The sequence below is a fragment of the Qipengyuania xiapuensis genome (assembly GCF_019711395.1).
GTDB classification, from domain to species: Bacteria; Pseudomonadota; Alphaproteobacteria; order Sphingomonadales; family Sphingomonadaceae; genus Qipengyuania; species Qipengyuania xiapuensis.
Window position 1 is genome coordinate 781,012 of record NZ_JAIGNL010000001.1, and the last position, 21,721, is coordinate 802,732.

20 protein-coding genes are annotated in these 21,721 nt (G+C 63.9%); 16 read left to right on the forward strand and 4 right to left on the reverse strand.

Features of this window, described 5'->3' with window-relative positions; all coding sequences use genetic code 11:
- Positions 1–14: 14 nt before the first annotated feature.
- Genes infB through rbfA form a run of 5 tightly spaced genes read left to right on the forward strand, consistent with a single transcriptional unit; the run spans position 15 to position 4,339 of the window.
- Positions 15–2,522, forward strand: a complete 2,508-nt coding sequence (infB, locus tag K3163_RS03930) for a translation initiation factor IF-2 (protein ID WP_221552552.1) — start codon at positions 15–17, stop codon at positions 2,520–2,522.
- 14 nt (positions 2,523–2,536) lie between these two features.
- Positions 2,537–2,968, forward strand: coding sequence for a PaaI family thioesterase (locus tag K3163_RS03935; protein WP_221552554.1), 432 nt, complete (start codon positions 2,537–2,539; stop codon positions 2,966–2,968).
- Complete coding sequence (locus K3163_RS03940) at positions 2,965–3,384, forward strand: PaaI family thioesterase (protein WP_247712451.1); 420 nt, start codon at positions 2,965–2,967, stop codon at positions 3,382–3,384. Before K3163_RS03935 ends, K3163_RS03940 begins: the two co-directional genes overlap by 4 nt.
- Positions 3,384–3,938 (forward strand): DUF1697 domain-containing protein, encoded by a 555-nt coding sequence (locus K3163_RS03945; protein ID WP_221552555.1) that lies wholly within the window; start codon positions 3,384–3,386, stop codon positions 3,936–3,938. The genes K3163_RS03940 and K3163_RS03945 overlap by 1 nt, the downstream gene beginning before the upstream one ends.
- Positions 3,938–4,339, forward strand: coding sequence for a 30S ribosome-binding factor RbfA (gene rbfA / locus K3163_RS03950; RefSeq protein WP_221429108.1), 402 nt, complete (start codon positions 3,938–3,940; stop codon positions 4,337–4,339). Before K3163_RS03945 ends, rbfA begins: the two co-directional genes overlap by 1 nt.
- Positions 4,340–4,343: 4 nt before the next feature.
- On the opposite strand, the gene K3163_RS03955 is transcribed toward rbfA, so the two are convergent.
- Positions 4,344–5,963, reverse strand: a complete 1,620-nt coding sequence (locus K3163_RS03955; protein WP_221552563.1) for an AbgT family transporter — start codon at positions 5,961–5,963, stop codon at positions 4,344–4,346.
- A 99-nt stretch (positions 5,964–6,062) separates the two neighbouring features.
- On the opposite strand from K3163_RS03955, the gene K3163_RS03960 reads away from it, so the two are divergent.
- The 7 genes from K3163_RS03960 (at position 6,063) to K3163_RS03990 (ending at position 13,098) form a co-directional block, all read left to right on the forward strand.
- Complete coding sequence (locus K3163_RS03960) at positions 6,063–6,641, forward strand: thymidine kinase (RefSeq protein ID WP_221552565.1); 579 nt, start codon at positions 6,063–6,065, stop codon at positions 6,639–6,641.
- A gap of 39 nt (positions 6,642–6,680) precedes the next feature.
- The gene (locus tag K3163_RS03965) at positions 6,681–7,370 is read left to right on the forward strand and encodes a site-2 protease family protein (RefSeq protein ID WP_221552573.1); all 690 of its coding nucleotides are present in this window, start codon (positions 6,681–6,683) and stop codon (positions 7,368–7,370) included.
- The gene (gene truB / locus K3163_RS03970; protein WP_221552575.1) at positions 7,367–8,368 is read left to right on the forward strand and encodes a tRNA pseudouridine(55) synthase TruB; all 1,002 of its coding nucleotides are present in this window, start codon (positions 7,367–7,369) and stop codon (positions 8,366–8,368) included. The genes K3163_RS03965 and truB overlap by 4 nt, the downstream gene beginning before the upstream one ends.
- 5 nt (positions 8,369–8,373) lie before the next feature.
- Positions 8,374–8,643, forward strand: a complete 270-nt coding sequence (gene rpsO, locus K3163_RS03975; RefSeq protein WP_221429103.1) for a 30S ribosomal protein S15 — start codon at positions 8,374–8,376, stop codon at positions 8,641–8,643.
- A 176-nt stretch (positions 8,644–8,819) separates the two neighbouring features.
- Complete coding sequence (pnp, locus tag K3163_RS03980) at positions 8,820–11,105, forward strand: polyribonucleotide nucleotidyltransferase (RefSeq protein ID WP_221552584.1); 2,286 nt, start codon at positions 8,820–8,822, stop codon at positions 11,103–11,105.
- Positions 11,106–11,294: 189 nt separating this feature from the next.
- Positions 11,295–12,356: a class I SAM-dependent methyltransferase gene (locus tag K3163_RS03985; protein ID WP_221552586.1), complete on the forward strand. Its 1,062-nt coding sequence runs from the start codon at positions 11,295–11,297 to the stop codon at positions 12,354–12,356.
- 61 nt (positions 12,357–12,417) lie between these two features.
- Positions 12,418–13,098, forward strand: a complete 681-nt coding sequence (locus K3163_RS03990) for a spermidine synthase family protein (RefSeq protein WP_221552588.1) — start codon at positions 12,418–12,420, stop codon at positions 13,096–13,098.
- 4 nt (positions 13,099–13,102) lie between these two features.
- Here the strand turns inward: K3163_RS03990 and K3163_RS03995 are convergent, their stop codons facing one another.
- Positions 13,103–14,284, reverse strand: a complete 1,182-nt coding sequence (locus tag K3163_RS03995; protein WP_221552599.1) for a GGDEF domain-containing protein — start codon at positions 14,282–14,284, stop codon at positions 13,103–13,105.
- A gap of 259 nt (positions 14,285–14,543) precedes the next feature.
- On the reverse strand, positions 14,544–15,224 hold the full coding sequence (locus tag K3163_RS04000) for a GcrA family cell cycle regulator (RefSeq protein ID WP_221552601.1): 681 nt from the start codon (positions 15,222–15,224) through the stop codon (positions 14,544–14,546).
- A 73-nt stretch (positions 15,225–15,297) separates the two neighbouring features.
- On the opposite strand from K3163_RS04000, the gene K3163_RS04005 reads away from it, so the two are divergent.
- Both K3163_RS04005 and K3163_RS04010 read left to right on the forward strand, forming a co-directional pair.
- The gene (locus K3163_RS04005) at positions 15,298–16,215 is read left to right on the forward strand and encodes an ABC transporter permease (RefSeq protein WP_247712452.1); all 918 of its coding nucleotides are present in this window, start codon (positions 15,298–15,300) and stop codon (positions 16,213–16,215) included.
- A 42-nt stretch (positions 16,216–16,257) separates the two neighbouring features.
- Positions 16,258–16,707: a potassium channel family protein gene (locus K3163_RS04010; protein WP_221429097.1), complete on the forward strand. Its 450-nt coding sequence runs from the start codon at positions 16,258–16,260 to the stop codon at positions 16,705–16,707.
- Positions 16,708–16,710: 3 nt separating this feature from the next.
- On the opposite strand, the gene K3163_RS04015 is transcribed toward K3163_RS04010, so the two are convergent.
- The gene (locus K3163_RS04015; protein WP_221552603.1) at positions 16,711–18,513 is read right to left on the reverse strand and encodes a hypothetical protein; all 1,803 of its coding nucleotides are present in this window, start codon (positions 18,511–18,513) and stop codon (positions 16,711–16,713) included.
- Between the two features lie 204 nt (positions 18,514–18,717).
- Here K3163_RS04015 and K3163_RS13685 point away from each other — a divergent pair, with 204 nt between their 5' ends.
- Together K3163_RS13685 and K3163_RS04025 are read left to right on the forward strand one after the other, a co-directional pair.
- The gene (locus K3163_RS13685) at positions 18,718–20,841 is read left to right on the forward strand and encodes an FAD-dependent oxidoreductase (RefSeq protein WP_345719696.1); all 2,124 of its coding nucleotides are present in this window, start codon (positions 18,718–18,720) and stop codon (positions 20,839–20,841) included.
- Positions 20,828–21,718 (forward strand): hypothetical protein, encoded by an 891-nt coding sequence (locus K3163_RS04025; RefSeq protein ID WP_221552605.1) that lies wholly within the window; start codon positions 20,828–20,830, stop codon positions 21,716–21,718. The genes K3163_RS13685 and K3163_RS04025 overlap by 14 nt, the downstream gene beginning before the upstream one ends.
- Positions 21,719–21,721 lie beyond the last annotated feature (3 nt).

Here is a 21,721-nt window from a genome sequence, read left to right on the forward strand (position 1 = left end):
AGAAACGAGCAAGAATGAGCGACGACGACAAGAAACCTGCCCGCAAACCGCTGACCCTTAAGGGCGCGCAGTCGGGCGAGGTCAAGCAGACCTTCAGCCACGGCCGCACCAACAAGGTCGAGGTCGAGGTGAAGCGCCGCCGCAAGCTCGTGAAACCGGGCGAGGCGCCGCCGCCTCCCCCGCCGCCTGCGCCCGAGCCGACGCCGGAACCCGCACCTGCGCCTGCGGCCAAGAAGGCTGCGCCCAAGAAGCCCGCTCCGCCCAAGGAAACTCCGCAGGAACGCGTCGCGCGTCTCCAGCGCGAGGCCGAGGAAGAGCGCCTGCGTCTCGCCGAAGAAGCGCGCAAGCGCGACGAGGAGAACGCCAAGAAGGCTGCCGAGGACGAGAAGAAGCGCGCCGAGGAAAACAAGAAGGCCGAAGCCGAGGCTGCCAAGAAGGCCAAGGAAGAGGCGAAGAAGGCCAAGGAAGAGCCTGCTGCAGCTGCAGAGGAAGAGGCGCCTGCCGAAAAGGGCACGCCCACGCCTGCCGCGCGCAAGTTCACGCCGGTCAAGCGCCCCGAAATCAAGAAGCCGGAACGCGCCAAGAAGAAGGACGACAAGGCCGCCCGCACTGCAGAAAAGCCGGACAAGCGCCGTTCGGGCAAGCTTACCGTCAAGAAGGCTCTCAACGAGGACGAAGGCCGCCGTGCACGCAGCCTCGCCGCGCTCAAGCGCGCCCGCGAGAAGGAGCGCCGCCTGCAGGGTGGTGGCTCGAACAAGCCGCGTGAGAAGCAGGTCCGCGACGTGGTCGTCCCCGAGGCGATCACCGTCGGCGAACTGGCCAAGCGCATGGGCGAGAAGGGCGCCGACCTCGTGAAGGAGCTCTTCAATCTCGACATGATGGTCACCGTCAACCAGACGATCGACCAGGACACCGCGGAACTGCTCGTCGAACAGTTCGGTCATAACATCCAGAAGGTCTCGGAAGCCGATGTCGACATCCAGGCCGAAGAGGACGTCGATCCGGAAGACACGCTGAAGCCGCGTCCGCCGGTCGTCACCATCATGGGCCATGTCGACCACGGCAAGACCAGCCTGCTCGACGCGCTTCGCGGCGCCAATGTCGTGAAGGGCGAAGCCGGCGGCATCACGCAGCACATCGGCAGCTACCAGGTGAAGACGAAGGGCGGCGACACGATCACCTTCCTCGACACGCCGGGCCACGCAGCCTTTACCGAGATGCGCCAGCGCGGTGCCAATGTCACCGATATCGTGGTGCTGGTGGTCGCTGCCGACGACGGCATCATGCCGCAGACGATCGAGGCCATCAATCACACCAAGGCCGCGGGCGTCCCGATGATCGTGGCGATCAACAAGATGGACAAGCCCGAGGCGGATCCGAACAACATCCGCAGCCGCCTGCTCGAACACGAAGTCATCGTGGAAGCGATGTCGGGCGATGTGCAGGACGTCGAGATCTCCGCCAAGGAGAAGACCAATCTCGACGAACTGCTCGAGAAGATCGCGCTCCAGGCCGAACTGCTCGAACTCAAGGCGAACCCCGACCGCATGGCCGAGGCAACCGTCATCGAGGCACAGCTCGACAAGGGCCGCGGCCCGGTCGCGACCGTCCTCATCACGCGCGGTACGCTCAAGCGCGGCGACACCTTCGTCGTCGGTACGGAAAGCGGCCGTGTCCGCGCGATCGTCAACGACCAGGGCAAGCAGATCAAGGAAGCCGGTCCTTCGATGCCGGTCGAGGTCCTTGGCCTCGGCGGCGTACCGAGCGCCGGTGATACGCTGACCGTCGTCGAGAACGAACAGCGTGCCCGCGAAGTGGCGGCCTACCGTCAGGAAAAGGCGACCGAAAAGCGCACTGCGCTTGCCCCGACCAGCTTCGACACGATGTTCAACAATCTCGCGGCGAACATCATCGAGTTCCCGGTACTGGTGAAGGCCGACGTACAAGGCTCGGTCGAGGCAATCACGACCGCGCTGCACAACCTCTCGAACGACGAGATCAAGGTCCGCGTCCTGCATGCAGGCGTGGGGGCGATCACCGAGAGCGACGTCAGCCTCGCATCGGCCTCGAACGCGCCGATCATCGGCTTCAACGTGCGTCCCAATGCGAAGGCGCGCGAGCTGGTGAAGCGCGACGGCGTGGAGATGAAGTATTACGACGTCATCTACCACCTGACCGAGGAAATCGCGAAGGAGATGGCAGGCGAGCTTGGTCCGGAGCGGATCGAGAACGTCGTCGGCCGTGCCGCCGTCAAGGAAGTGTTCCGCTCGGGCAAGAAGGACAAGGCCGCCGGCCTGCTGGTCGAGGAAGGCGTCATCCGCAAGGGACTGCATGCACGTCTCACGCGCGAAGACGTCATCGTCTCGGCGACGACCATCGCCTCGCTGCGCCGCTTCAAGGACGACGTGGACGAAGTCCGCGCCGGTCTCGAATGTGGTGTGGTCCTTGCCGACACCAACGACATCCAGCCGGGCGACCAGCTCGAGGTGTTCGAGGTCGAGGAGCGTGAACGCACGCTTTGAGGGGAGCCGGGTGAATGGCTAAGATCTACGAAGGCCAGCGCTCGCCCTCTGCCGAACTGATGGGTTCCGAGTTCGTCTCTTTCGACAAGGAAAGGGGCGAACTCACCACGCGCTATTCCCCTCCTCCGAGCTTCGCGTCTCCGCGCGGCGCGGTGCAGGGCGGGCTCATCGCGGGCTTCCTCGACGAGGTGATGGGCGGCGCGCTGCTGGCCGTCACGCAAGAGAAATTCGGCGAGGAGGGCGTGCGTCTCCCGCTCAATCTCGACATGAACCTCACCTTCCTGCGGATGGTCCCGCTCGAACCCATCACGGCCAAGGGCCGGGTGGTGAAGGCGGGCAGGCGCGTCGTATTCCTCGAAGGCGAATTGCTCGACAGCGAGGGCAATGTCCTTGCCCGTGCGACCTCGACCGCAATCCCGACCCCGCTTCCGGGCAAGGCGGAATGAACTCGACCGTGGAACAGTTCCCGCATGCAAAGCTCATGGGCGTGGAGTTCGAGAGCTTCGACAAGGCGCGCGAGGAGATCGTGCTGCGTTTCACCGCGCCCGAGCATTTCCGCACCCCGCGCGGCTTCTGCCAAGGCGGGCTGGTGGCAGGCTTCCTCGACGAGGTGATGGGCTGGGCGCATGTTTGGGCGACCGACCACGCAGAGGCCCCGCTCAATCTAGAGATCAACATGACGCTGGTGCGCGCCGTGCCGATCGGCCCGCTCAAGGCGAAGGGCCGGGTGGTGAAGCGCGGTCGCCGGGTGACCTATCTGGAGAGCGAGCTCTTCGATCTCGACGGTGAGCTGCTGGCGCGTGCGACCAGCACGGCGCTTGTGACCGAGCGCCCCGGTCCGCCTAGCGAGAACGCTGGATAATGGCGACTTACCTTGCGTTTCTCGGATCGATCAATGTGGGTGGCAACCGGATCAAGATGGTCGACCTCGTGTCGGCGCTGACCGAGGCGGGTTTCTCGAACGTGTCGACGGTCGCTGCGAGCGGCAATGTCATCTTCTCCGACGAGCGCGATCCCGCCCTGCTGGAAATCCAGCTCGAAAGCGTGGTCGAGCGCAGCTTCGGTTTCAAATCCTGCGCCATGGTTCGCACGGCTGAGGAAGTTCGCGCCGCGATCGACGAGAACCCCTTTCACGGCACCGGGCCCGAGCACGGTTCGGACAAGATGGTCCACTCCATCTTCCTCAGCCAGCAGCCGGATTCCGTGGCGGTCGATGCTCTCATCGAGGAGCATAGCCGGAAGGGCAGCGAGCGGCTCGCGCTGGGCAATGGCGTGCTGTTCCTCGACTACGTCCACGGCGTGGGCGTATCCGACCTGTCGAACAAGGTGCTGGAGCGGCGGCTGCGCTGCAAGGGTACCGCCCGCAACATGACCTCGCTAAAGCGCATTCTCAGCAAGATGGAAGAAACCGCCTGATGTCCCGCAACCAGTCCACGCCCGAACAGCAGTCCGTACGCGTCCTGAAAGTGGGCGAGCGGGTGCGCCACATCCTGTCCGAATTGCTCGCGCGGGGCGAAGCGCATGACGACGTCCTGCGCGCCAGTCACATTTCCGTGACCGAAGTCCGCATGACGCCCGACCTCAGGAATGCAAAGGCCTATGTGAAGCCGCTGCTGGGCGAGGACGAGGCGATCGTCCTCAAGGCACTGCGTACGAACACCGCCTTCTTCCAGAAGGAAGTCGCCAAGCGGCTGGGCCTGAAATTCGCGCCCAAGCTTGCCTTCAAGCCCGACGAGAGCTTCGACGAGGCCGACCGGATCGAGCGACTGCTCTCCGACCCCAAGGTCGCACGCGACCTCGGGGACGAAGAGGAATAGTCGCTTACGGCGTTACCGTCGGCATCGTGTAGCCGACCGGGGCATCGGGCCCCAGCGGAATGCCGAGGTAGAACCAGATCACGATCAGCAGCGTGCCCGAGACGAGCAGCCATACCGAGTAGGGCAGCATCATCGCGGTGAGGCTGCCGAGGCCGAAGTCCTTCTTCCAGCGCTGTGCAAAGACGAGGATCAGCGGGAAGTACACCATCAGCGGCGTGATGATGTTGGTCGCGCTGTCGCCGACGCGGTAGGCAGCGGTCGCACCTTCCGGGCTGATGCCGAGCAGCATGAGCATCGGCACGAGGATCGGGGCCAGCAGCGCCCACTTTGCCGAGGCCGAACCCACGAACAGGTTCAACAAGCCCGCGAACAGCACCATCAAGCCGAGAACCAGCGGCAGCGGCAGGCCGGTGCTCTCGATGCCGGCAGCGCCGTGGACCGCGGTGATGAGGCCGAGGTTCGACCAGCCGAACATCGCCACGAAGTGCGCAGCGGCAAAGGCGAGGACGAGGTAGTAACCCATGTCCTTCATGCTCTCGGCCATCATGTTCACCAGGTCGCGGTGATCCTTGATCGTGCCGGCAGCACGGCCATAGGCCCATCCGGTCAGCAGGAAGAGCAGGAAGAAGGCCGCTACGAGCGACTGGTAAAGCGGGCGCAGTTCGGAATGGATCGAGCAATCGGCTGCGGGGATTGCCTCACAGGCGGCTTCGTCGATCAGCGGAGTGCCCGGTGCGAAGACCATCAGCACCCACAGGGCGACAACGAACAGCGCGGCGAGGCCTGCTGCGCGAAGGCCCTTGCTAGCGGCCGCCTCGTCCTGGGTTTCGATTTCCTCGCCACTACCGGCGCCAGCGGTCGCGCCGCCGGTCCATGCGCCGAGGCGGGGTTCGATGATCTTGTCGGTGACGTACCAGATGATCGGCAGGAACAGCACGGTCATAGCGGTGATGAAGTACCAGTTGCCGGCGATGTTGGCGGTCCACGAGGGATCGAGCGCGCTTGCGCCGACCGCTTCCTCGGTAATCCCGAACAGCAATGCGTCGAGCTGGCCCGGCGAGATATTGGCCGAGAAGCCGCCCGATACGCCTGCAAAGGCCGCAGCGATACCGGCCAGCGGATGGCGACCGGCGGCTGCGAACAGGATGCCTGCAAGCGGGATGAGGACGACGTAGCCTGCGTCGGCTGCGTGGTTGCCGATCATGGCAACCAGCGCGACAACCGGCGTGAGCAGCGCCTTGGGAGCGCTCTTCACCGCCTTGGACATGCCTGCGGCAAAGAAACCGGAACGTTCGGCAACGCCTGCGCCGAGCATCACCACCAGCACGTATCCCAGCGGGTGGAAGTGGGTGAAGGTCTTGGGCATTTCGACCCAGAGGCGCTGGATATTGTCGGCAGCCAGCAGGCTCACGGCCTCGATCCGCAGCGCGCCGCCGGTTTCGGCGTCGACGGCAGTCGGATGCAGCGCCGAAACGCCGGTCATCGCGGCGATCACCGAGATCACGACCAGTGCGATGATCAGGTAGAAGAAGATGAAAACCGGATCGGGCAGCTTGTTGCCCGTTCTCTCGACCCAACCGAGAATGCCTGTCTGCGCGTTCGACGCGGTGCTTGCCTCTGCCATCGATAGTCCCTGTATCGTCTTTTGCTTGATCGGGTGTCATCCCCAATCCTGTCTGACGGTCTCCTTAACAGCCTCGCCATGTCAGGCTAGGCCCCATCAATGGCCAAGCTCTATTTCTATTTTGCCAGCATGAACGCGGGGAAGAGCTCGACGCTACTCCAGACCGCTTTCAACTATGGCGAACGCGGGATGACGGTGTCCCTGTGGACCGCCGCGCTCGACGACCGACCGGGCTTCGGCGCGATCTCGAGCCGCATCGGCCTGTCGAGCGATGCACACCGCTACGAGGCGGACACCGATATCGAGGCGCGGGTGCTCGAAGAGCATGCCGAGAACCCGCTCGCCTGCGTTCTGGTCGACGAGGCGCAGTTCCTCACCAAGGAGCAGGTCTGGCAGCTGGCGAGCCTTGCCGACAAGGCTGGCATCCCGGTGCTTTGCTATGGCCTTCGCACGGATTTCCAGGGCGAGCTGTTCCCCGGCTCTGCGGCGTTGCTGGGCATTGCCGACAAGCTGATCGAGATGAAAGCGGTCTGCGACTGCGGGAAAAAGGCGACGATGAACCTGCGCGTCGACGAGACCGGCAAGGCCGTGAGCGAGGGCGCGCAGACCGAGATCGGCGGCAACGACCGCTATGTCGCAATGTGCCGCAAACATTTTTCCGAGGCGCTCGAAGGCTAGAGGGTGCGCAGGGGCCTGAGCGTTCCTAGATAGTCCCGCATGTTCGACACGCTTACTCTCGCGCTGATCCTGATCCCCTGCCTGATCGTGGCCATTGTTTTCCACGAGGTTGCGCACGGTTGGACCGCCCTCGCGCTCGGCGACACGACCGCGCGCGACATGGGGCGGCTGACGCTCAATCCGATCAAGCATGTCGATCCGATCGGCACACTGCTGGTGCCGGGCGCGCTTGCGTTGTTCGGTGGTCCGATCTTCGGTTGGGCCAAGCCCGTGCCGGTCAACGCTCGGCGGCTCGACAATCCGCGCTACGGCATGATGGCTGTGGCGGCGGCAGGGCCGGGGACCAATATCGTACTCTCGCTACTTGGCGCGGTGGTCTTCGGCATTATCGCCGGTTTCGCGACGAACTGGGGCGTGGCGCTTCCCGAATGGCTGATGACGGCATTCGGCGCGTTCATCCTGATCAACGCCTTTCTCGCGCTGTTCAACCTGCTGCCGATCCCGCCCTTCGACGGCTCGCACATCGTCGGCGGGTTGATGCCGCGTCGGTGGGCGCGCCATTGGCAGAGGCTGCAGGCGATGGGCATGTTGCTGCTGGCCGTGCTGATCGCTGCGACCTGGGCCTTTCCCGATGCGCGCTGGATCGAGAACACGGTCTACCCACCAGTCGAATGGCTGACCGGTGTGTTTTACTCGGTGGCCGACAGTATCGCGGGCATGATCGCATGACCGAACGCACCAAACCCGCACCGCACGGCTGGCTGCTGCTCGACAAGCCGCGCGGGCTCGGCTCGACGCAGGCGGTCGGCATGGTCAAGCGCGTGCTGCGGCAGGGCGGCTACAAGAAGACCAAGGTCGGCCACGGGGGCACGCTCGACCCGCTGGCCGAGGGCGTGCTTCCCATTGCGCTGGGCGAGGCGACGAAGCTCGCTGGCCGGATGCTCGATTCCGACAAGATCTACGAGTTCACGATCCAGTTCGGCGAGGAGACCGACACGCTCGACACAGAAGGCGAAATCGTCGAGCGGACCGACCGGCGCCCTCCCATGGCAGCGATTGCCGCCGTGCTCGAACACTTCACCGGTCTCATCGAGCAGGCGCCGCCCGCCTATTCGGCGATCAAGGTCGACGGCAAACGTGCCTATGATCGCGCGAGGGCGGGCGAAGAGGTCGAGATGAAGACCCGCGCGGTCACCATCCACGAGCTGGGTTTCGCAGGCGAGCGCGAAGACGCGGAGCTGCGGTCTTCCTTTGCCACGACAGCCGGCAGGCCCGATCCCTACGACCCGCAGGCCCCGCTCGAACTGGCGGACTCCGTCACGCTCGTCGCGCATGTCTCCAAGGGCACTTACATCCGCTCGCTTGCACGGGATATCGCACGCGCACTTGGGACGCTGGGCCATGTTACCTATCTAAGGCGCGTGAAGGCCGGTCCCTTCCTCGAAAACGAGGCGATTTCGCTGGACAAGCTCGAGGAAATCGCTAAGGGCGCGGCCATTGAAAACCTTCTCCTGCCGCTAGAGGCGGGACTGGACGACATCCCGGTCCTTCCCCTCGAACCCGACAGCGCGCAGGCGGTCCGCCAGGGCCGGGTATTGTCGGACCTGCCCCAAACCGATGGGCTCCACTTGGCGAAACTGGGCGAAACCCCGGTAGCGCTCATGGAACTCGAAGGTGGGACGGCCAAGGTCGTCAGGGGTTTCAACCTACCGGATGTCGCGGAGTAAATACTATGTCGGTTGCACCCGATACGAAGCAGAAGATCATCAAGGACAACGCCCAGAGCAAGGGTGATACCGGTTCGCCGGAAGTCCAGGTTGCCATCCTCACCGAGCGCATCAAGAACCTGACCGAGCACTTCAAGTCCAACCACAAGGACAACCACTCGCGTCGCGGCCTCCTGATGATGGTCAACAAGCGCCGTAATCTCCTCGCCTATCTCAAAAAGAAGGATGTGGAGCGTTACAACGCCCTGATCGCGAAGCTGGGTCTTCGTAAGTAAGAGTTTCAAGAGGGGCGGCCACGAAGGTCGCCCCTCTTACTATTTGGCACCCGCGCAATCCGGCGCGGCCTGCCAGTCAAGGGGGCTAAGGAAAGCCCGAACCGGACCGGGACGGAATACCCGGCACAGTAGGCCCCGCGCGGCAATGTGGCCCCGCGGGTTCATAAGGAAAATACATGTTCGACAAGAAAACCGTATCGATTGAGTGGGGCGGAAAGACCCTCACCCTCGAAACCGGTCAGATCGCCCGTCAGGCAGACGGCGCCGTTCTGGCCACCTATGGCGAAACCGTGGTGCTGTGCGCCGTGACCGCCGCCAAGAGCGTCAAGGAAGGACAGGACTTCTTCCCGCTGACCGTTCACTACCAGGAAAAATTCTCCGCCGCGGGCCGTATCCCGGGTGGCTTCTTCAAGCGCGAAGGCCGCGCCACGGAGAAGGAAACGCTGACCTCCCGCCTGATCGACCGCCCCGTGCGTCCGCTCTTCCCGGAAGGCTTCTACAACGAAATCAACGTGATCGCGCAGGTCCTGTCCTATGACGGCGAGACCGAACCCGATATCGTCGCGATGATCGCTGCTTCGGCCGCGCTGACCATCTCGGGCGTGCCCTTCATGGGCCCGATCGGCGCTGCACGCGTCGGCTTCCGCAATGGCGAATACGAACTGAACCCGAGCCTGCAGACCGCGCTCGACGAAGAAGGTCGCCTCGACCTCGTCGTCGCCGCCACGCAGGACGCGGTGATGATGGTCGAATCCGAAGCCAAGGAGCTGACCGAAGAGGAAATGCTCGGCGCCGTCATGTTCGCGCATGAGGAAAGCCGCAAGGTCATCGGTGCGATCATCGATCTGGCCGAACAGGCTGCCAAGGATCCGTGGGAAATCGACACCTCGGACGACACTTCGGCCATCAAGGAAAAGCTGCGCGGCCTCATCGGCGACGATATCGCTGCCGCTTACAAGCTGACCGACAAGTCGGCCCGCTCGGACGCGCTCAACGCAGCACGTGCCAAGGCCAAGGAAGCTTTCGCGGAAGAAGAAGCGCAGACGCAGCTCGTCGCCAACAAGGCGGTGAAGAAGCTCGAAGCGGAAATCGTCCGCGGCGCCATCATCAAGGACGGCACCCGCATCGACGGCCGCAAGCTCGACCAGGTTCGCCCGATCGAGGCGATGGTCGGCCTGCTTCCGCGTACGCACGGTTCGGCGCTGTTCACCCGCGGTGAAACGCAGGCGATCTGCACCACCACGCTGGGCACCAAGGATGCCGAGCAGATGATCGATGGTCTGGAGGGTCTCTCCTACAACCACTTCATGCTGCACTATAACTTCCCGCCGTATTCGGTCGGTGAAGTCGGCCGCTTCGGTTTCACCGGTCGCCGCGAAACGGGTCACGGCAAGCTCGCATGGCGCGCTCTGCACCCCGTCCTGCCCGACCACGAGGACTTCCCCTACACGATCCGCGTCCTGTCGGACATCACCGAGTCGAACGGCTCGAGCTCGATGGCGACCGTTTGCGGTGGCTGTCTGTCGATGATGGACGCAGGCGTTCCGATCGAACGTCCGGTCTCCGGCATCGCCATGGGCCTGATCCTCGAAGGCGACGACTTCGCGGTCCTGTCGGACATCCTGGGTGACGAAGATCACCTCGGCGACATGGACTTCAAGGTTGCCGGTTCGGAAGCTGGTATCACCACCATGCAGATGGACATCAAGGTTGCCGGCATCACGCAGGAAATCATGGCCAAGGCGCTGGAGCAGGCGAAAGCCGGCCGCCAGCATATCCTCGGCGAGATGGCCAAGGCGCTGTCGACCTCGCGTTCCGGCGTTTCGAAGCACGCTCCGCGCATCGAGACCATGCAGATCGACAAGTCGAAGATCCGCGACGTCATCGGTACGGGCGGCAAGGTGATCCGCGAGATCGTCGCGGAAACCGGCGCCAAGGTCGACATCGACGACGAAGGCGTGATCAAGATTTCGTCGAGCAATGCCGACGAGATCGAAGCCGCGAAGAAGTGGATCGAAGGCATCGTCGAAGAGGCGGAAGTCGGCAAGATCTACACCGGCAAGGTCGTCAATATCGTCGACTTCGGTGCATTCGTGAACTTCATGGGCGGCAAGGACGGTCTCGTCCACGTCAGCGAAATGAAGAACGAGCGCGTAGAAAAGCCGACCGACGTCGTGTCGGAAGGCCAGGAAGTGAAGGTCAAGGTCCTCGAGATCGACCAGCGCGGCAAGGTCCGCCTGTCGATGCGCGTGGTCGACCAGGAAACCGGCGAAGAGCTGGAAGACACCCGTCCGCCGCGCGAACCGCGCGGTGACCGTGGCCCGCGTGGCGGCGGTCGTGGCGGTGATCGTCGTGGCGGTGGCCGTGGCCCGCGTGGTGGCGGTCGTGACCGCGGCGGCGACCGTGGCGGGAACAAGGACGGGGGCGGTGAGGCCCACGTGCCGGACTTCCTGAAGGACTAAGTCTTTCCGGACCCAAATCGAAGAGGGGCCGCGGGGAAACCTGCGGCCCCTTTTTCGTGCGCGCCACATTCGCACGCGCGCTGTGCTATGATGCGAGACACTTCCTGAAGTTGCACCGCCCAAGAGCGAGTCGCAGGAACAATCATCCGGATCGCATCGGGTCGCTTGTCCTCAAGACAGGAGAGCGAAATGAGCGAAGAGATCGACATGACGAAAGTGGAGGAGCTCGCCGGCAAGGTGATCGGCGACGTTGCGGGCGCGCTGAGCCTTTTCATGGCCTATATCGGTGACCAGGCGGGCGTGTTCGACGCCCTGGACGGCGAAGGGCGGCTGACGCTGGCGCAGATCGCCGCGAAGACCGGCTTCAACGAGAAGTACCTCCACCAGTGGCTCGGTTCGGTCAGTGCCGCGGGCTATGTCACCTACCATCCCGAAGACGACACTTTCTCCCTCTCGCCAGAACAGGCGTTGATCATGGCGCGCGAGGGCCAGCCGGCTTGCATGCAGGGCTTCATACAGGCGGTCGTCTCGCAATATGAAGAACACGAAAAGTCGGTCGATACCTTCAAGTCGGGCAAGGGGCGGCCATGGGGCGAGCATTCGCAATGCCTGTTCTGCGGCACCGATCGCTTCTTCCGTCCCGGCTACCAGGCAAACCTCGTCGACAACTGGATACCCTCGCTCGACGGGGTGGAGGCGAAGCTCAACAAGGGCGCGAAGGTGGCCGATATCGGCTGCGGTCACGGCTCCTCGACCGTGCTGATGGCGAAGGCCTATCCGTCATCGACGATCCACGGCATCGATTTCCACGAACCCTCGATCGAGGAAGCACGCAAGAAGGCCGCGGAAGCGGGTGTCACCAATGTCGAATTCCATGTCGCCACGGCGCAGGATTTCGACGGTGAGGACTATGACTTCGCCTGCATCTTCGATGCCTTGCACGACATGGGCGATCCGGTCGGTGCAGCGAAGCATATCCGCGAGGCACTGAAGGATGACGGCACGCTCATGCTGGTCGAACCCATGGCTGGCGATACGATGGCGGAAAACATGCATCCGCTCGGCCAGATCTTCTATGCCTTCTCGACAACGGTCTGCACGCCGGCCTCGCTGTCGCAGCCGGTCGGGCTGGGCCTCGGCGCACAGGCGGGACAGAAGCGGCTGACCGAAGTGCTCGAAGAAGCCGGCTTCGGGAATGTCCGCCGTTCGGCCGAAACGCCGACAAACATGGTGCTCGAAGTCACGGGCTGACTATCGGGAGCGGCGAAGGACCGCTAACGGGGCAGGCGAACCGGTTGAAACAGGATTGCCGATGCTCCCGCGCGAAGAACTTGCCACTGCCGAAATCCCCGGAGGCGACACGCTGACGCTGGTCAGCCATGGCCGCGATTTCATCATCATGCTCGGCCGGAACGAGCTGATGGGTACGCGCATGCAGTTCAGCGAGGAACAGCTTGCCGAGCTGACGCTGGCCGAGCTGCGCACCTCCGCGCCACGTGTCCTGATCGGTGGCTATGGGATGGGCTTCACCTTCCGCAAGGCGCTGGAGAAGGGCGGCGTGAAAGCCGAGATCGTTGTGGCGGAAGTCGTGCCCGAGATTCTCGAATGGGCGCAGGGGCCCTTGAAGCACCTCACCGGAGACACGCTCGACGATCCTCGCGGTGACGTGGTGCTGTGCGATGTCGCGGCGCTGATCGACGATGCCAATGACGGAACCTGCGACAAGTGGGACGCCATCCTGCTCGATGTCGACAACGGGCCGGACGGTATCGTGCGCGACGGCAACGAGCGGCTCTATTCGCGCACCGGGCTCGGCAAGGCACGCGATGCGCTCAAGCCGGGCGGCGTGCTGGCCGTGTGGTCGGCAGCACCCGATCACCGGTTCCGCATCCGCCTTAAGGAAGCGGGTTTCGAGGTCGAGGAGCGCACCGTGCGCGCCCGCCCCAACAACAAGGGGCCGCGTCACACGATCTGGTTTGCGCGCAAGCCCTGAGGCGTCAGGCGACTTCGCCGATCTTCGAGGGAGGGCGGAATTCGGTGAGCGACAGGCTGCGGTTCCGGCCGCTTTCCTTGGCGGCATAGAGCGCCTTGTCGGCGCGCTTCATCGCGCAGGTCAGCGTGTCGCCCTCGCTGATGGACGTGAGGCCCGCGCTTGCCGTGACCGGGTAGGGCAGGTCCGGCACATAGGCCCGTACGGCCAGCGTGATGCATCGACGCGCCTGTTCGGCACGTTCCTGCCAATCATCACCGTAGATCAGGACGACGAACTCTTCCCCGCCAAGACGGGCAACGAAGGTGTGGTCGATCTTCAGCCCCTGCGCGATCCCGACAAGGACCCTGTCGCCGGTCTCGTGACCGAACTGGTCGTTGATCCGCTTGAAATGGTCGCAATCGATCAATGCGAGACCCGACAGGTTGGATCGGTCCGCATTCTCGAAATGCTGGTCGAGCCCGCGGCGATTGGCGATTTCGGTCAGCGGATCGGTCACGGTCATGAGCTCTGCGGCTTTCATGTCCGCCATGGCACGATCACGCTCCTTCTGGATGATCACGAACCCGTCCACGATACCCGTTGCCGAGACCACGAAATCGATCACCAGGCCGGCCAGCAGGAGGTAGGGCCAGTAAGGTAGGTGGCCCCGTGTCACCAGTTCGTAGCTGAATGCCACAAGCCCGATCAGGATCAGGGGGCCCCAGCCGATCAACTGGAAGCGCGCCGCCCTGCTTCCTGCCTTGATTGCGGCATAAAGCCCGCTGGCGAGCAGGACGGTGCAGGCCAGAAGGGTGAGGTCATGCAGCTGGTTGTACAGAGGCAGTGTCTGACCGATCGCACTCGCCGCCGCGGCAAACAGCCCGAGCGGGAGCATCCAGTAGAGCAGGCGCCGTGCCTTCCCGAGCTTGATGTGCGGTTCGACGTAATTGGCAAGGAAGGGGCCGGTCATCGCTGCCCCGAGTGCAAGGGCAGCTTCCGCCAGCCAGAGGTTGGTACCGACGACCGGTTCGCCATTGGAGAGTTCGATCGGGAAGAGTGCGATCACCATGCAGGTGAAGAAGATTGCCCGCGCCACGCCCCAGAGCAGGTAGCTCCGCTGGACGAGCGGGTAGATCGCTGCGGCCGTGAGACCGAAGACCCCTGCAATCCCCAAGAATGCGCCGAAGGTGACGCTCTCCACATCCATGACAGTCTCTTGTCCTCTCGATCCTGCTGCTTGCTTTAAGGGCAAAACAGCAGCCTCCCTTATCGCTTCAAGGCGTGACAGCTTGGTCAACCGAAATGGTAACCAACAGGAAAACTTTTAATCCAATCTCGATCCATTTCAGACAGTTACGCGAGCTAATACTTTGCCGGCGAGAAGTAAACGCGCTCGAACGAACCGCAATAACAAAGGCCCCCGGGCAATCCCGAGGGCCTCTTGTGTTCGTTTGCCTGTGGCCGGATCAGCGCACGCGCGGACCGCCGAAGGGCAGCGGCGGAGGGGGACGGCGCGCACCGCGGGGCAGCTGTGCCTGGTAGGCCCTGCCGCAATGCTCGACGCAATAGGGGAAGCCAGGGTTCACGGCTTCGCCGCAGAAGTGGAAATCGGGTTCGCCCGGATGGCCCATCGGCCAGCGGCAGACCTTGTCCGAAAGATCGAGCAGGCTGGTCTTGTCGGCGATCTCGGGGCTGGGCTTTGCCGGCACGAGGCGGCGCGGCGGGGCGGGCGGGATCGGTGCCTGCTGGTCGCCGGGACCCTGGCGCAGGAAGCCACCCGGTCCAACCGAGACGATCTTGGGCAGGTCGGGCGTCTTGTTGGGCAGGGGCTGCGACGGCGTGGTGCCACCACCCGCCTTGGCGGCGGGCTTCGGCGCAGCGGCAGCCGGTGCGGGCGTCGGCTTGGGGGCCGGGCGCGGCGCGGCCTTCTTGGCGGCGGGCTTGGGTGCCGGTTTCGCCTTGGGGGCAGCCTTCTTCTTCTCGGCAGCCTTTACGGGCGAGGGGCGCGATTTGAGACCAAGCCGGTGGGCCTTGCCGATAACCGCATTGCGGCTGACGCCGCCCAGTTCTTCGGCAATCTGGCTGGCGGTCGAGCCGCCTTCCCACATCTTCTTCAGCGTCGCGATCCGTTCGTCGGTCCAGCTCATGCGCAATCCGTATCCTTCGTGTCTCCACCGGCCATGCTTGCCAGCGGAAGTGCTTGGCCCTAGGCGCACGCCCATGGCCGATCAAGTCCAACCCTCTCCTGCCGCCGGTCCTGTCGAGAAACAGGGCAGCGAAGATGCCTCTTTCACCGAGAATACGGGCAAGGGGAGGGGCAGTTTCCCGAAACGTGGAGAGCCGGTGATCACCGGTATCAACCGCGTGGGACTATGGAGCCTCTATATTAAGGAGGTTCGCCGTTTTCTCAAGGTCCAGACGCAGACGATCTGGGCTCCGGCGGTCACGACCCTGCTGTTTCTGGTGATCTTCACGGTCGCACTGGGTCGCGAGGGGCGCGAGGTGCTCGGCGTGAATTTCGCCACCTTCGTCGCGCCGGGACTGATCGTGATGGGCATGATGCAGAATGCCTTCGCCAATTCGAGCTTTTCGCTGCTCTCGGGCAAGATCCAGGGGACGATCATCGACCTGCTCATGCCGCCGCTTTCCACCGGTGAGCTTATGACCGGCATCGTCGCGGCGGCTGTAACCCGCGCAATCGCGGTGGGCGGAGCCGTCGCACTGGCAATGCTGTTCTACCCTGGTGTTAGCCTGTCGATGGCTCATCCCTGGGCAGTGGCGTGGTTCGGCCTGATGGGCGCAATCATGCTCGCGCTGATGGGCCTGCTCGCATCGATCTGGGCGGAGAAATTCGATCACAACGCGGCGGTCTCGAATTTCGTGATCGCCCCGCTGAGCCTGCTGTCGGGCACGTTCTACGTGATCGACAACCTTGCGCCCGCCTTCCAGGCGATCAGCCGCGCCAACCCCTTCTTCTATGTCATCAGCGGCTTCCGCTTCGGTTTCCTCGGCCAGAGCGATATCGGAGACACCAATGGCGCACTGGTGCAGGCGGCTCTCGGTCTCGGCATCTTCAACATCATCTTTGGCTTCATCGTCTATCGCATTCTCGCATCGGGCTGGAAGATCCGCAGCTAGCGGGACTTGCCCTGCGGCCTGCCTGTTGCGATGCTGGGCCGCATGCAGACGTTGATCGTTTCGCTCCTGCTGGTCGCAGCAACGATTGCGATCCACTACGAAGTGCTCCGCTTCACTTCGCAGCGCGTGACGCATGTCCGGATCTATCCTCGCATGCGCATCATCCTGATGCTGGTCGCGGCGCTGGTATCGCATACGGTTCACGTGTTGCTCTATGCAGGCGCATTCCTGCTGCTCGAAGAGATCGGGGGTTTCGGCTCGATCGACGGTGATCGCGGGCATTCGCTCGAGGATGCCTTCTATTTCTCGATCACCAGTTACACGACGCTCGGGATCGGGGACCTCTATCCGACTGGATCGCTGCGCATCATCAGCGGGATCGAGGCATTGAACGGCCTCGTGATGGTCGGCTGGACCGCGTCGATGACCTATCTCTACATGGAAAAGTTCTGGCACATCGAGGGCCAGTTTCTCGCGCGCCGGCGCAAATAGAGCTCAGCCCGGCAGGCTCATCGGGCGCGTTTCGAAATGCAGCTGCCATTGCTGCACGTCGACCAGCAGGATTTCGCTCAGCCGCCGCGAACGCTCGACGAGGCGGTCGTAGCGCAGCGGGTCGGCCTCGAGCGCCACCTTCAGACCGTCGAGCATGCGTGCGATCAGCGCGGAGCGTTCGCTTGTGGCGGCAAAGTCACCCTGCATCCTTATGCCGTAAAGGGCAGCAGCGAGCGCGGGGAACAGCGCGGTAAGAAGTGTGACGATCTCGGCCATGCCAAACCCCATGAGGCCTGCGTCCTTGCCGACTGTAAAAGACACGATGAGGTAGGCCAGGCAGGCGAGGATCGTGCCGCCGAAGAAGGCGTCGCCGATGAGGTGAAGCCGGTGATTCGCTCGGTGCATCGAATGCTTGTTGGCACGGTGGTAGTTCGCCTGGTCCTCGATCAGGTCGAGCATCGTCTGGCGCAGACGCGATAGGTAGGCCTCGTCCATCCGTGCGCCCGCAAGGCCGAGCTCGCGCGCGCTGGCGCGGGCATACCAGCTGGCCCAGCCCGGCTCGCGGGTCCCGTTCTCGACCTCGCGCAGGCCGAGGCGGCCGAGCATGGAGACGATCATCAGCTGCCTCAGCCTTTCCGCGAGGTGTCTCCGGTCGATCCAGCGGCGGTGAAAGTCGACGCGGGTTGCGCGCCTCGTGTTGATGATGATGACCAGGATCACCAGCAACTCGGCGCCGATCAGGATCTTCTTGTATTCGGGAAACAGCAGCCCGGAGAGCGCCAGCAGCACCGCGAGGCCCGACAGGGCGAAGTTCACGACGAAGCTCGACCGGAACCGCAGGGCGAACAGGCTCGCCTGCGCATCGGCGCGCGCATAGCGGTCGAGCAGGTCCGTATTGAGGAAGTGGCCGTAGTGACCGACATCGGTAAAGGGCCTGACGAGACCCTTCGCCTGGTCGGCCGAGTCTTCGGCCAGCACCGATGACAGGCTGAGCCGCGAGAGGGGCTTCGCGCCGGTGATCCACAGGAGCAGCGGCCAGGCGACAGCATGGCTGCGACGCTTCACTCGCGGATGCACGAAGTGGAGCAGGGCCTCGCGTTGTTCGCCGACCGGCGGGGCGCACAGGGCATCGATGAGCGCGGGCAGGGCATCGACGGCGCGCGCCCGCTCTACCCCGTCGATCGTCGGCCTGTCGGGAATGGCCGCGTGGAGCCCGCTCCATAGAAGCTGGGGCTCTTCCTTGCCGTCCGCATCGATATGGATGACCGGCTGGTGGCGCGCGACGGCTTCGGCAATCACCTGAGTGGTGCCGCCGCGCCCGCGGGCAGCTTCGCCGTCCCAGATCGCTATCAGGATATCGCACTGGCTCAGCACGATCTGGCCAGCCATCTCGTAGCCCGCTTCCGCACCGCTCGAATAGCCTTCGAGTACCATGGTGGAGCTTGCCTGTTCGATCAGCGCTGCGCTTCGCTGCCAGTCCTTGTCGGCAAAATCGCGTGCGTAGACCTCCGGCGGGAAAGGAAGGCAGACCGACAGGCTCGCCCCGCTGTCGATCGCGGCTTCCGCAGCAATCGTGTCTGCGCCCTCGGCCAGCGAGGATACCATTTTCAGGAGCGGTTCGTCGTCGTTGAACGCGTCCGAATGTGATTCCTTCAACTCCGACAGGGTCTTTCGGGCGATGTCGAAAAGCTCGCCGACCTCGGCCTTGATGCGTCCTTCATGACTGCTGCCGAGCCGGGGCGGGCGATGGCCGGTTACGCCGAAGCGCAGGGTCAGCCGCGGCTCGAAGCGGTCGTACTGTTTCAACCCCGATGACCTCCATCACACGGCCGGCGCGCACTGGCCTGACCTGCCCTCGGCCAGCAGACCACCATATTCAGGCGCGGTTGCCAAGCTTGCAATAACTAACGTCTTGGTATTTTATTACTGCGGGTCAGAGGAGGGGTAATGGATGATTCCATGAATTCTGGCTGTTTTGCTTTCCCTTTACGCTCGGGGAGCACCCGCTAGGTGGCGTCCGACAAGACCCGCGTTGCCGTGATTGGTGGCGGGTGCGCTGCGATGGCGCTCGCATGGGAACTCACCCAGCCGGAACTCCAGGATCGCTATGAAGTCACCGTCTACCAGGAAGGCTGGAGACTTGGCGGCAAGGGCGCGTCCGGACGCGGTCCCAGCGGACGGATCGAGGAGCACGGCCTCCATATCTGGCTCGGCTTTTACGACAACTCCTTCCGCATGATGCGCGAATGCCATGCCGAACTCGAAGCCAGGGGCATGGGCGAGATCTACGGGACCTGGCGTGATGCCTGGACGCCGGAAAACGACATCGCGCTGTGCAGTCCGCGCGAAGGTGGCGGTTTCGAGAAATGGACCGTACGTATGCCCCCGCGAGACGGGCTGCCGGGCGATCCAAGGCCAGCGGACGAAGCGTTTACGCTGCCCTATTACATGGCGCGCGCATTCGATCTCTACCGCGCACTGATCCTCGATACTTCGCGCGACGGGAACACCGTCCTGTCCGGCTTTGACAAGCCTGCGGAAGGCGATGTCTCGGCACGCATCGCCTATCTCATCAAGCTCGGCACATTCGCCTCCGCCGCCGCGATTGCCGAGGGGCTGGGTATCCTTGCCGCGCTTCTGCGTTCGGTCAGCCCGCAAGGCGCAGAGGGCATCATGCAATCCGCCGAAGGGCTCTTGTCGCAGCTTCGCCAGTGGATCGAGGACCGCTGGATTGCCGACGATCCCAACCGCTTCCTGTGGGAAGTGGCCGATCTCACGCTGGCGACGATCACCGGCCTTGCCCGCTACAATGTCATGAGCGATCCGCGCGGTCTCGACGCGATCGACGACTATGAATGCCGTGAGTGGATGCGGATCAACGGCGCATCGGTGCGCGCTCTCCAGTCGCCCTTCCTGCGCGGGCTCTACGATCTCTCTATGGGCTATGTAGACGGCGACCCGGACAGGCCCTCGCTCTCTGCAGGGCAAGGGCTGCGCGGTACACTGCGCACCTTCTTCGGCTATCGCGGCGCCTTCATGTGGCGGATGCGGGCGGGCATGGGCGACGTCGTCTTCGCCCCGCTCTACACCGCGCTGAAAGAGCGCGGCGTGAAGTTCGAATTCTTCCACCGGCTGACCGACATGCGGCTTGGCTCGGACGGCAAGCATGTCGCCGAGCTCGATTTCGATGTGCAGGCCAAAGTGAAACGCGGCGCGGCCTACGATCCGCTGGTCGATGTGCAGGGCAAGCCGTGCTGGCCCTCCGATCCGCAATTCGACCAGCTGGTCGGCGGGGCGAAGATGCAGAAGGAAGGCTGGCAGCTGGAATCGCACTGGGACCGCCGCCATGCCGAGGAAAAGACGCTCAAGGTCGGCAAGGAATTCGACTTTGTCGCACTCACTGTCGGCGTTGCCGCCGTGCCTCATGTGGCGAGCGAGATCGTCGCACGCGACCCGCGCTGGCAGGCGATGTGCGATAATGTCGCAACGGTCGCTTCGCAGGCATTCCAGCTGTGGCTCACCGAAGACCTGCACCAGCTCGGCTGGCCGGGTCCGACCTACATCACCGGCGCGTTCGCCAAGCCCTTCGATACCTGGTGCGACATGGCGCATGTCGTCCCCGAAGAGGACTGGAAAGAGCCTCCCGCGACCTCGGTCTACTTCTGCGCCGCGCTGCAGGACCCGCCGTCGCCTCCGGCCGATGACGACACCGGCTACCAGGCGCTCCGCTCGGAGGAAGTGCGGCTGAACGCCGAAGGCTATCTCAAGGGGCCCATCAGCCATATCTGGCCCGGCGCTTTCGGCGCGGATGGCGAGTTCCGCTGGGACATTCTCAAGGCGCCCGAGGGTTCGGAGAACGAGAATGCGACCGGCGAGCTGCGCTTCTCGACGCAGTATTGGCGCGCCAACGTCAATCCATCCGATCGCTATGTGATCCACACGCCGGGCAGCTGGCGGCACCGGATTTCACCGCTCGACGACACGTACGACAATTTGACTCTCGCAGGGGACTGGACCGATAGTGGATTCCACTCGGGTTGCGTCGAAGGCGCAGTAATGTCCGGCCGATTAGCGGCGCACGCGCTGTCTGGTTCCCCTCGGTTGGAGGAGATTACGGCTTATGACCACCCGTAAGAAGGCCCCTGCAAAGAAGGCGCCTCCCAAGAAGCAGGCCAAGGCCGCGGCAAAGCGCAAGACGAGACCGACGCCTGCGCGAAAGGCACCCGATCGTTCGGGAGCGGTCGCCGCGGAAGAGGCCGCCAAGCGCGCCGCCGAGGTCACCGCAAGCAATTCGGCAGACCTGATTTCCCACCCGGCATCGCAGCATGGAGCGGAAGGCGCCATCCCCGTGGCCGGCGTGGACGAAGCGATCGCCGATGCGGTGAAGTCGGGATACGACGTGCTCGCGCAATCGATCGCGCAGGGACGCGAAGCGGCAGCGCGCTTCCGCCAGGGCGAATACAACATGCGCGAGGTCCCCAAGGACGTGGAGACCGCGGCCAAGCGCGTGATCGACCTCGCGCGGCAGATCAGCGTGACCACTTTCGACCTTTGCGAGGAGATGCTCGGCCAGATCGGCAAGGTCACAGGCGGTCCGCCTCCGCCCGGCGAAGTGGCTTCCGGCTTGCCGCCGTTCCGCAATCTCGAACCGGCCAAGCAGGGCGGTCCTGCCGGCGGCCTCGGTGCTGCACCGCCTTCCCACCGCACGATCGAGGGCATGGTACTCAGCGTGGAGTTCACAGGGCCGCCGGCGAAGTCCCTGACCCACCACCTCGCCCGTCCCGACAACCCGACGAGCCCGGACCAGATCAGCGCCGCGCCGCTGCAGTCACGCCATCCCGGCGCCGATGCGATCCCGGTCGCGAGGTTCTCGGTCGATTTCTCGCGCGGGGGCCTGCTTGCCCATATCGACGTACCGAAAGGTCAGAAGCCCGGGATTTACGCGGGCCTTGTCTTTGCAGAAGGTCAGGACATCCCTCTCGGGACACTCGTGATCGAGGTCGAGGGCTAAGGG

What these genes read in the sequence shown, in the direction of transcription:
- pnp (WP_221552584.1), top strand. Translation starts at nt 8,820, where the DNA reads ATGTTCGACAAGAAAACCGTATCGATTGAGTGGGGCGGAAAGACCCTC.
- K3163_RS03960 (WP_221552565.1), top strand. Translation starts at nt 6,063, where the DNA reads ATGGCCAAGCTCTATTTCTATTTTGCCAGCATGAACGCGGGGAAGAGC.
- K3163_RS03990 (WP_221552588.1), top strand. Translation starts at nt 12,418, where the DNA reads ATGCTCCCGCGCGAAGAACTTGCCACTGCCGAAATCCCCGGAGGCGAC.
- K3163_RS03940 (WP_247712451.1), top strand. Translation starts at nt 2,965, where the DNA reads ATGAACTCGACCGTGGAACAGTTCCCGCATGCAAAGCTCATGGGCGTG.
- K3163_RS03995 (WP_221552599.1), bottom strand. Translation starts at nt 14,284, where the DNA reads ATGGATGTGGAGAGCGTCACCTTCGGCGCATTCTTGGGGATTGCAGGG.
- K3163_RS04000 (WP_221552601.1), bottom strand. Translation starts at nt 15,224, where the DNA reads ATGAGCTGGACCGACGAACGGATCGCGACGCTGAAGAAGATGTGGGAA.
- K3163_RS04010 (WP_221429097.1), top strand. Translation starts at nt 16,258, where the DNA reads ATGCAGACGTTGATCGTTTCGCTCCTGCTGGTCGCAGCAACGATTGCG.
- rpsO (WP_221429103.1), top strand. Translation starts at nt 8,374, where the DNA reads ATGTCGGTTGCACCCGATACGAAGCAGAAGATCATCAAGGACAACGCC.
- K3163_RS03945 (WP_221552555.1), top strand. Translation starts at nt 3,384, where the DNA reads ATGGCGACTTACCTTGCGTTTCTCGGATCGATCAATGTGGGTGGCAAC.
- infB (WP_221552552.1), top strand. Translation starts at nt 15, where the DNA reads ATGAGCGACGACGACAAGAAACCTGCCCGCAAACCGCTGACCCTTAAG.
- K3163_RS04025 (WP_221552605.1), top strand. Translation starts at nt 20,828, where the DNA reads ATGACCACCCGTAAGAAGGCCCCTGCAAAGAAGGCGCCTCCCAAGAAG.
- truB (WP_221552575.1), top strand. Translation starts at nt 7,367, where the DNA reads ATGACCGAACGCACCAAACCCGCACCGCACGGCTGGCTGCTGCTCGAC.
- K3163_RS03985 (WP_221552586.1), top strand. Translation starts at nt 11,295, where the DNA reads ATGAGCGAAGAGATCGACATGACGAAAGTGGAGGAGCTCGCCGGCAAG.
- K3163_RS03935 (WP_221552554.1), top strand. Translation starts at nt 2,537, where the DNA reads ATGGCTAAGATCTACGAAGGCCAGCGCTCGCCCTCTGCCGAACTGATG.
- K3163_RS04005 (WP_247712452.1), top strand. Translation starts at nt 15,298, where the DNA reads ATGGCCGATCAAGTCCAACCCTCTCCTGCCGCCGGTCCTGTCGAGAAA.
- rbfA (WP_221429108.1), top strand. Translation starts at nt 3,938, where the DNA reads ATGTCCCGCAACCAGTCCACGCCCGAACAGCAGTCCGTACGCGTCCTG.
- K3163_RS03965 (WP_221552573.1), top strand. Translation starts at nt 6,681, where the DNA reads ATGTTCGACACGCTTACTCTCGCGCTGATCCTGATCCCCTGCCTGATC.
- K3163_RS03955 (WP_221552563.1), bottom strand. Translation starts at nt 5,963, where the DNA reads ATGGCAGAGGCAAGCACCGCGTCGAACGCGCAGACAGGCATTCTCGGT.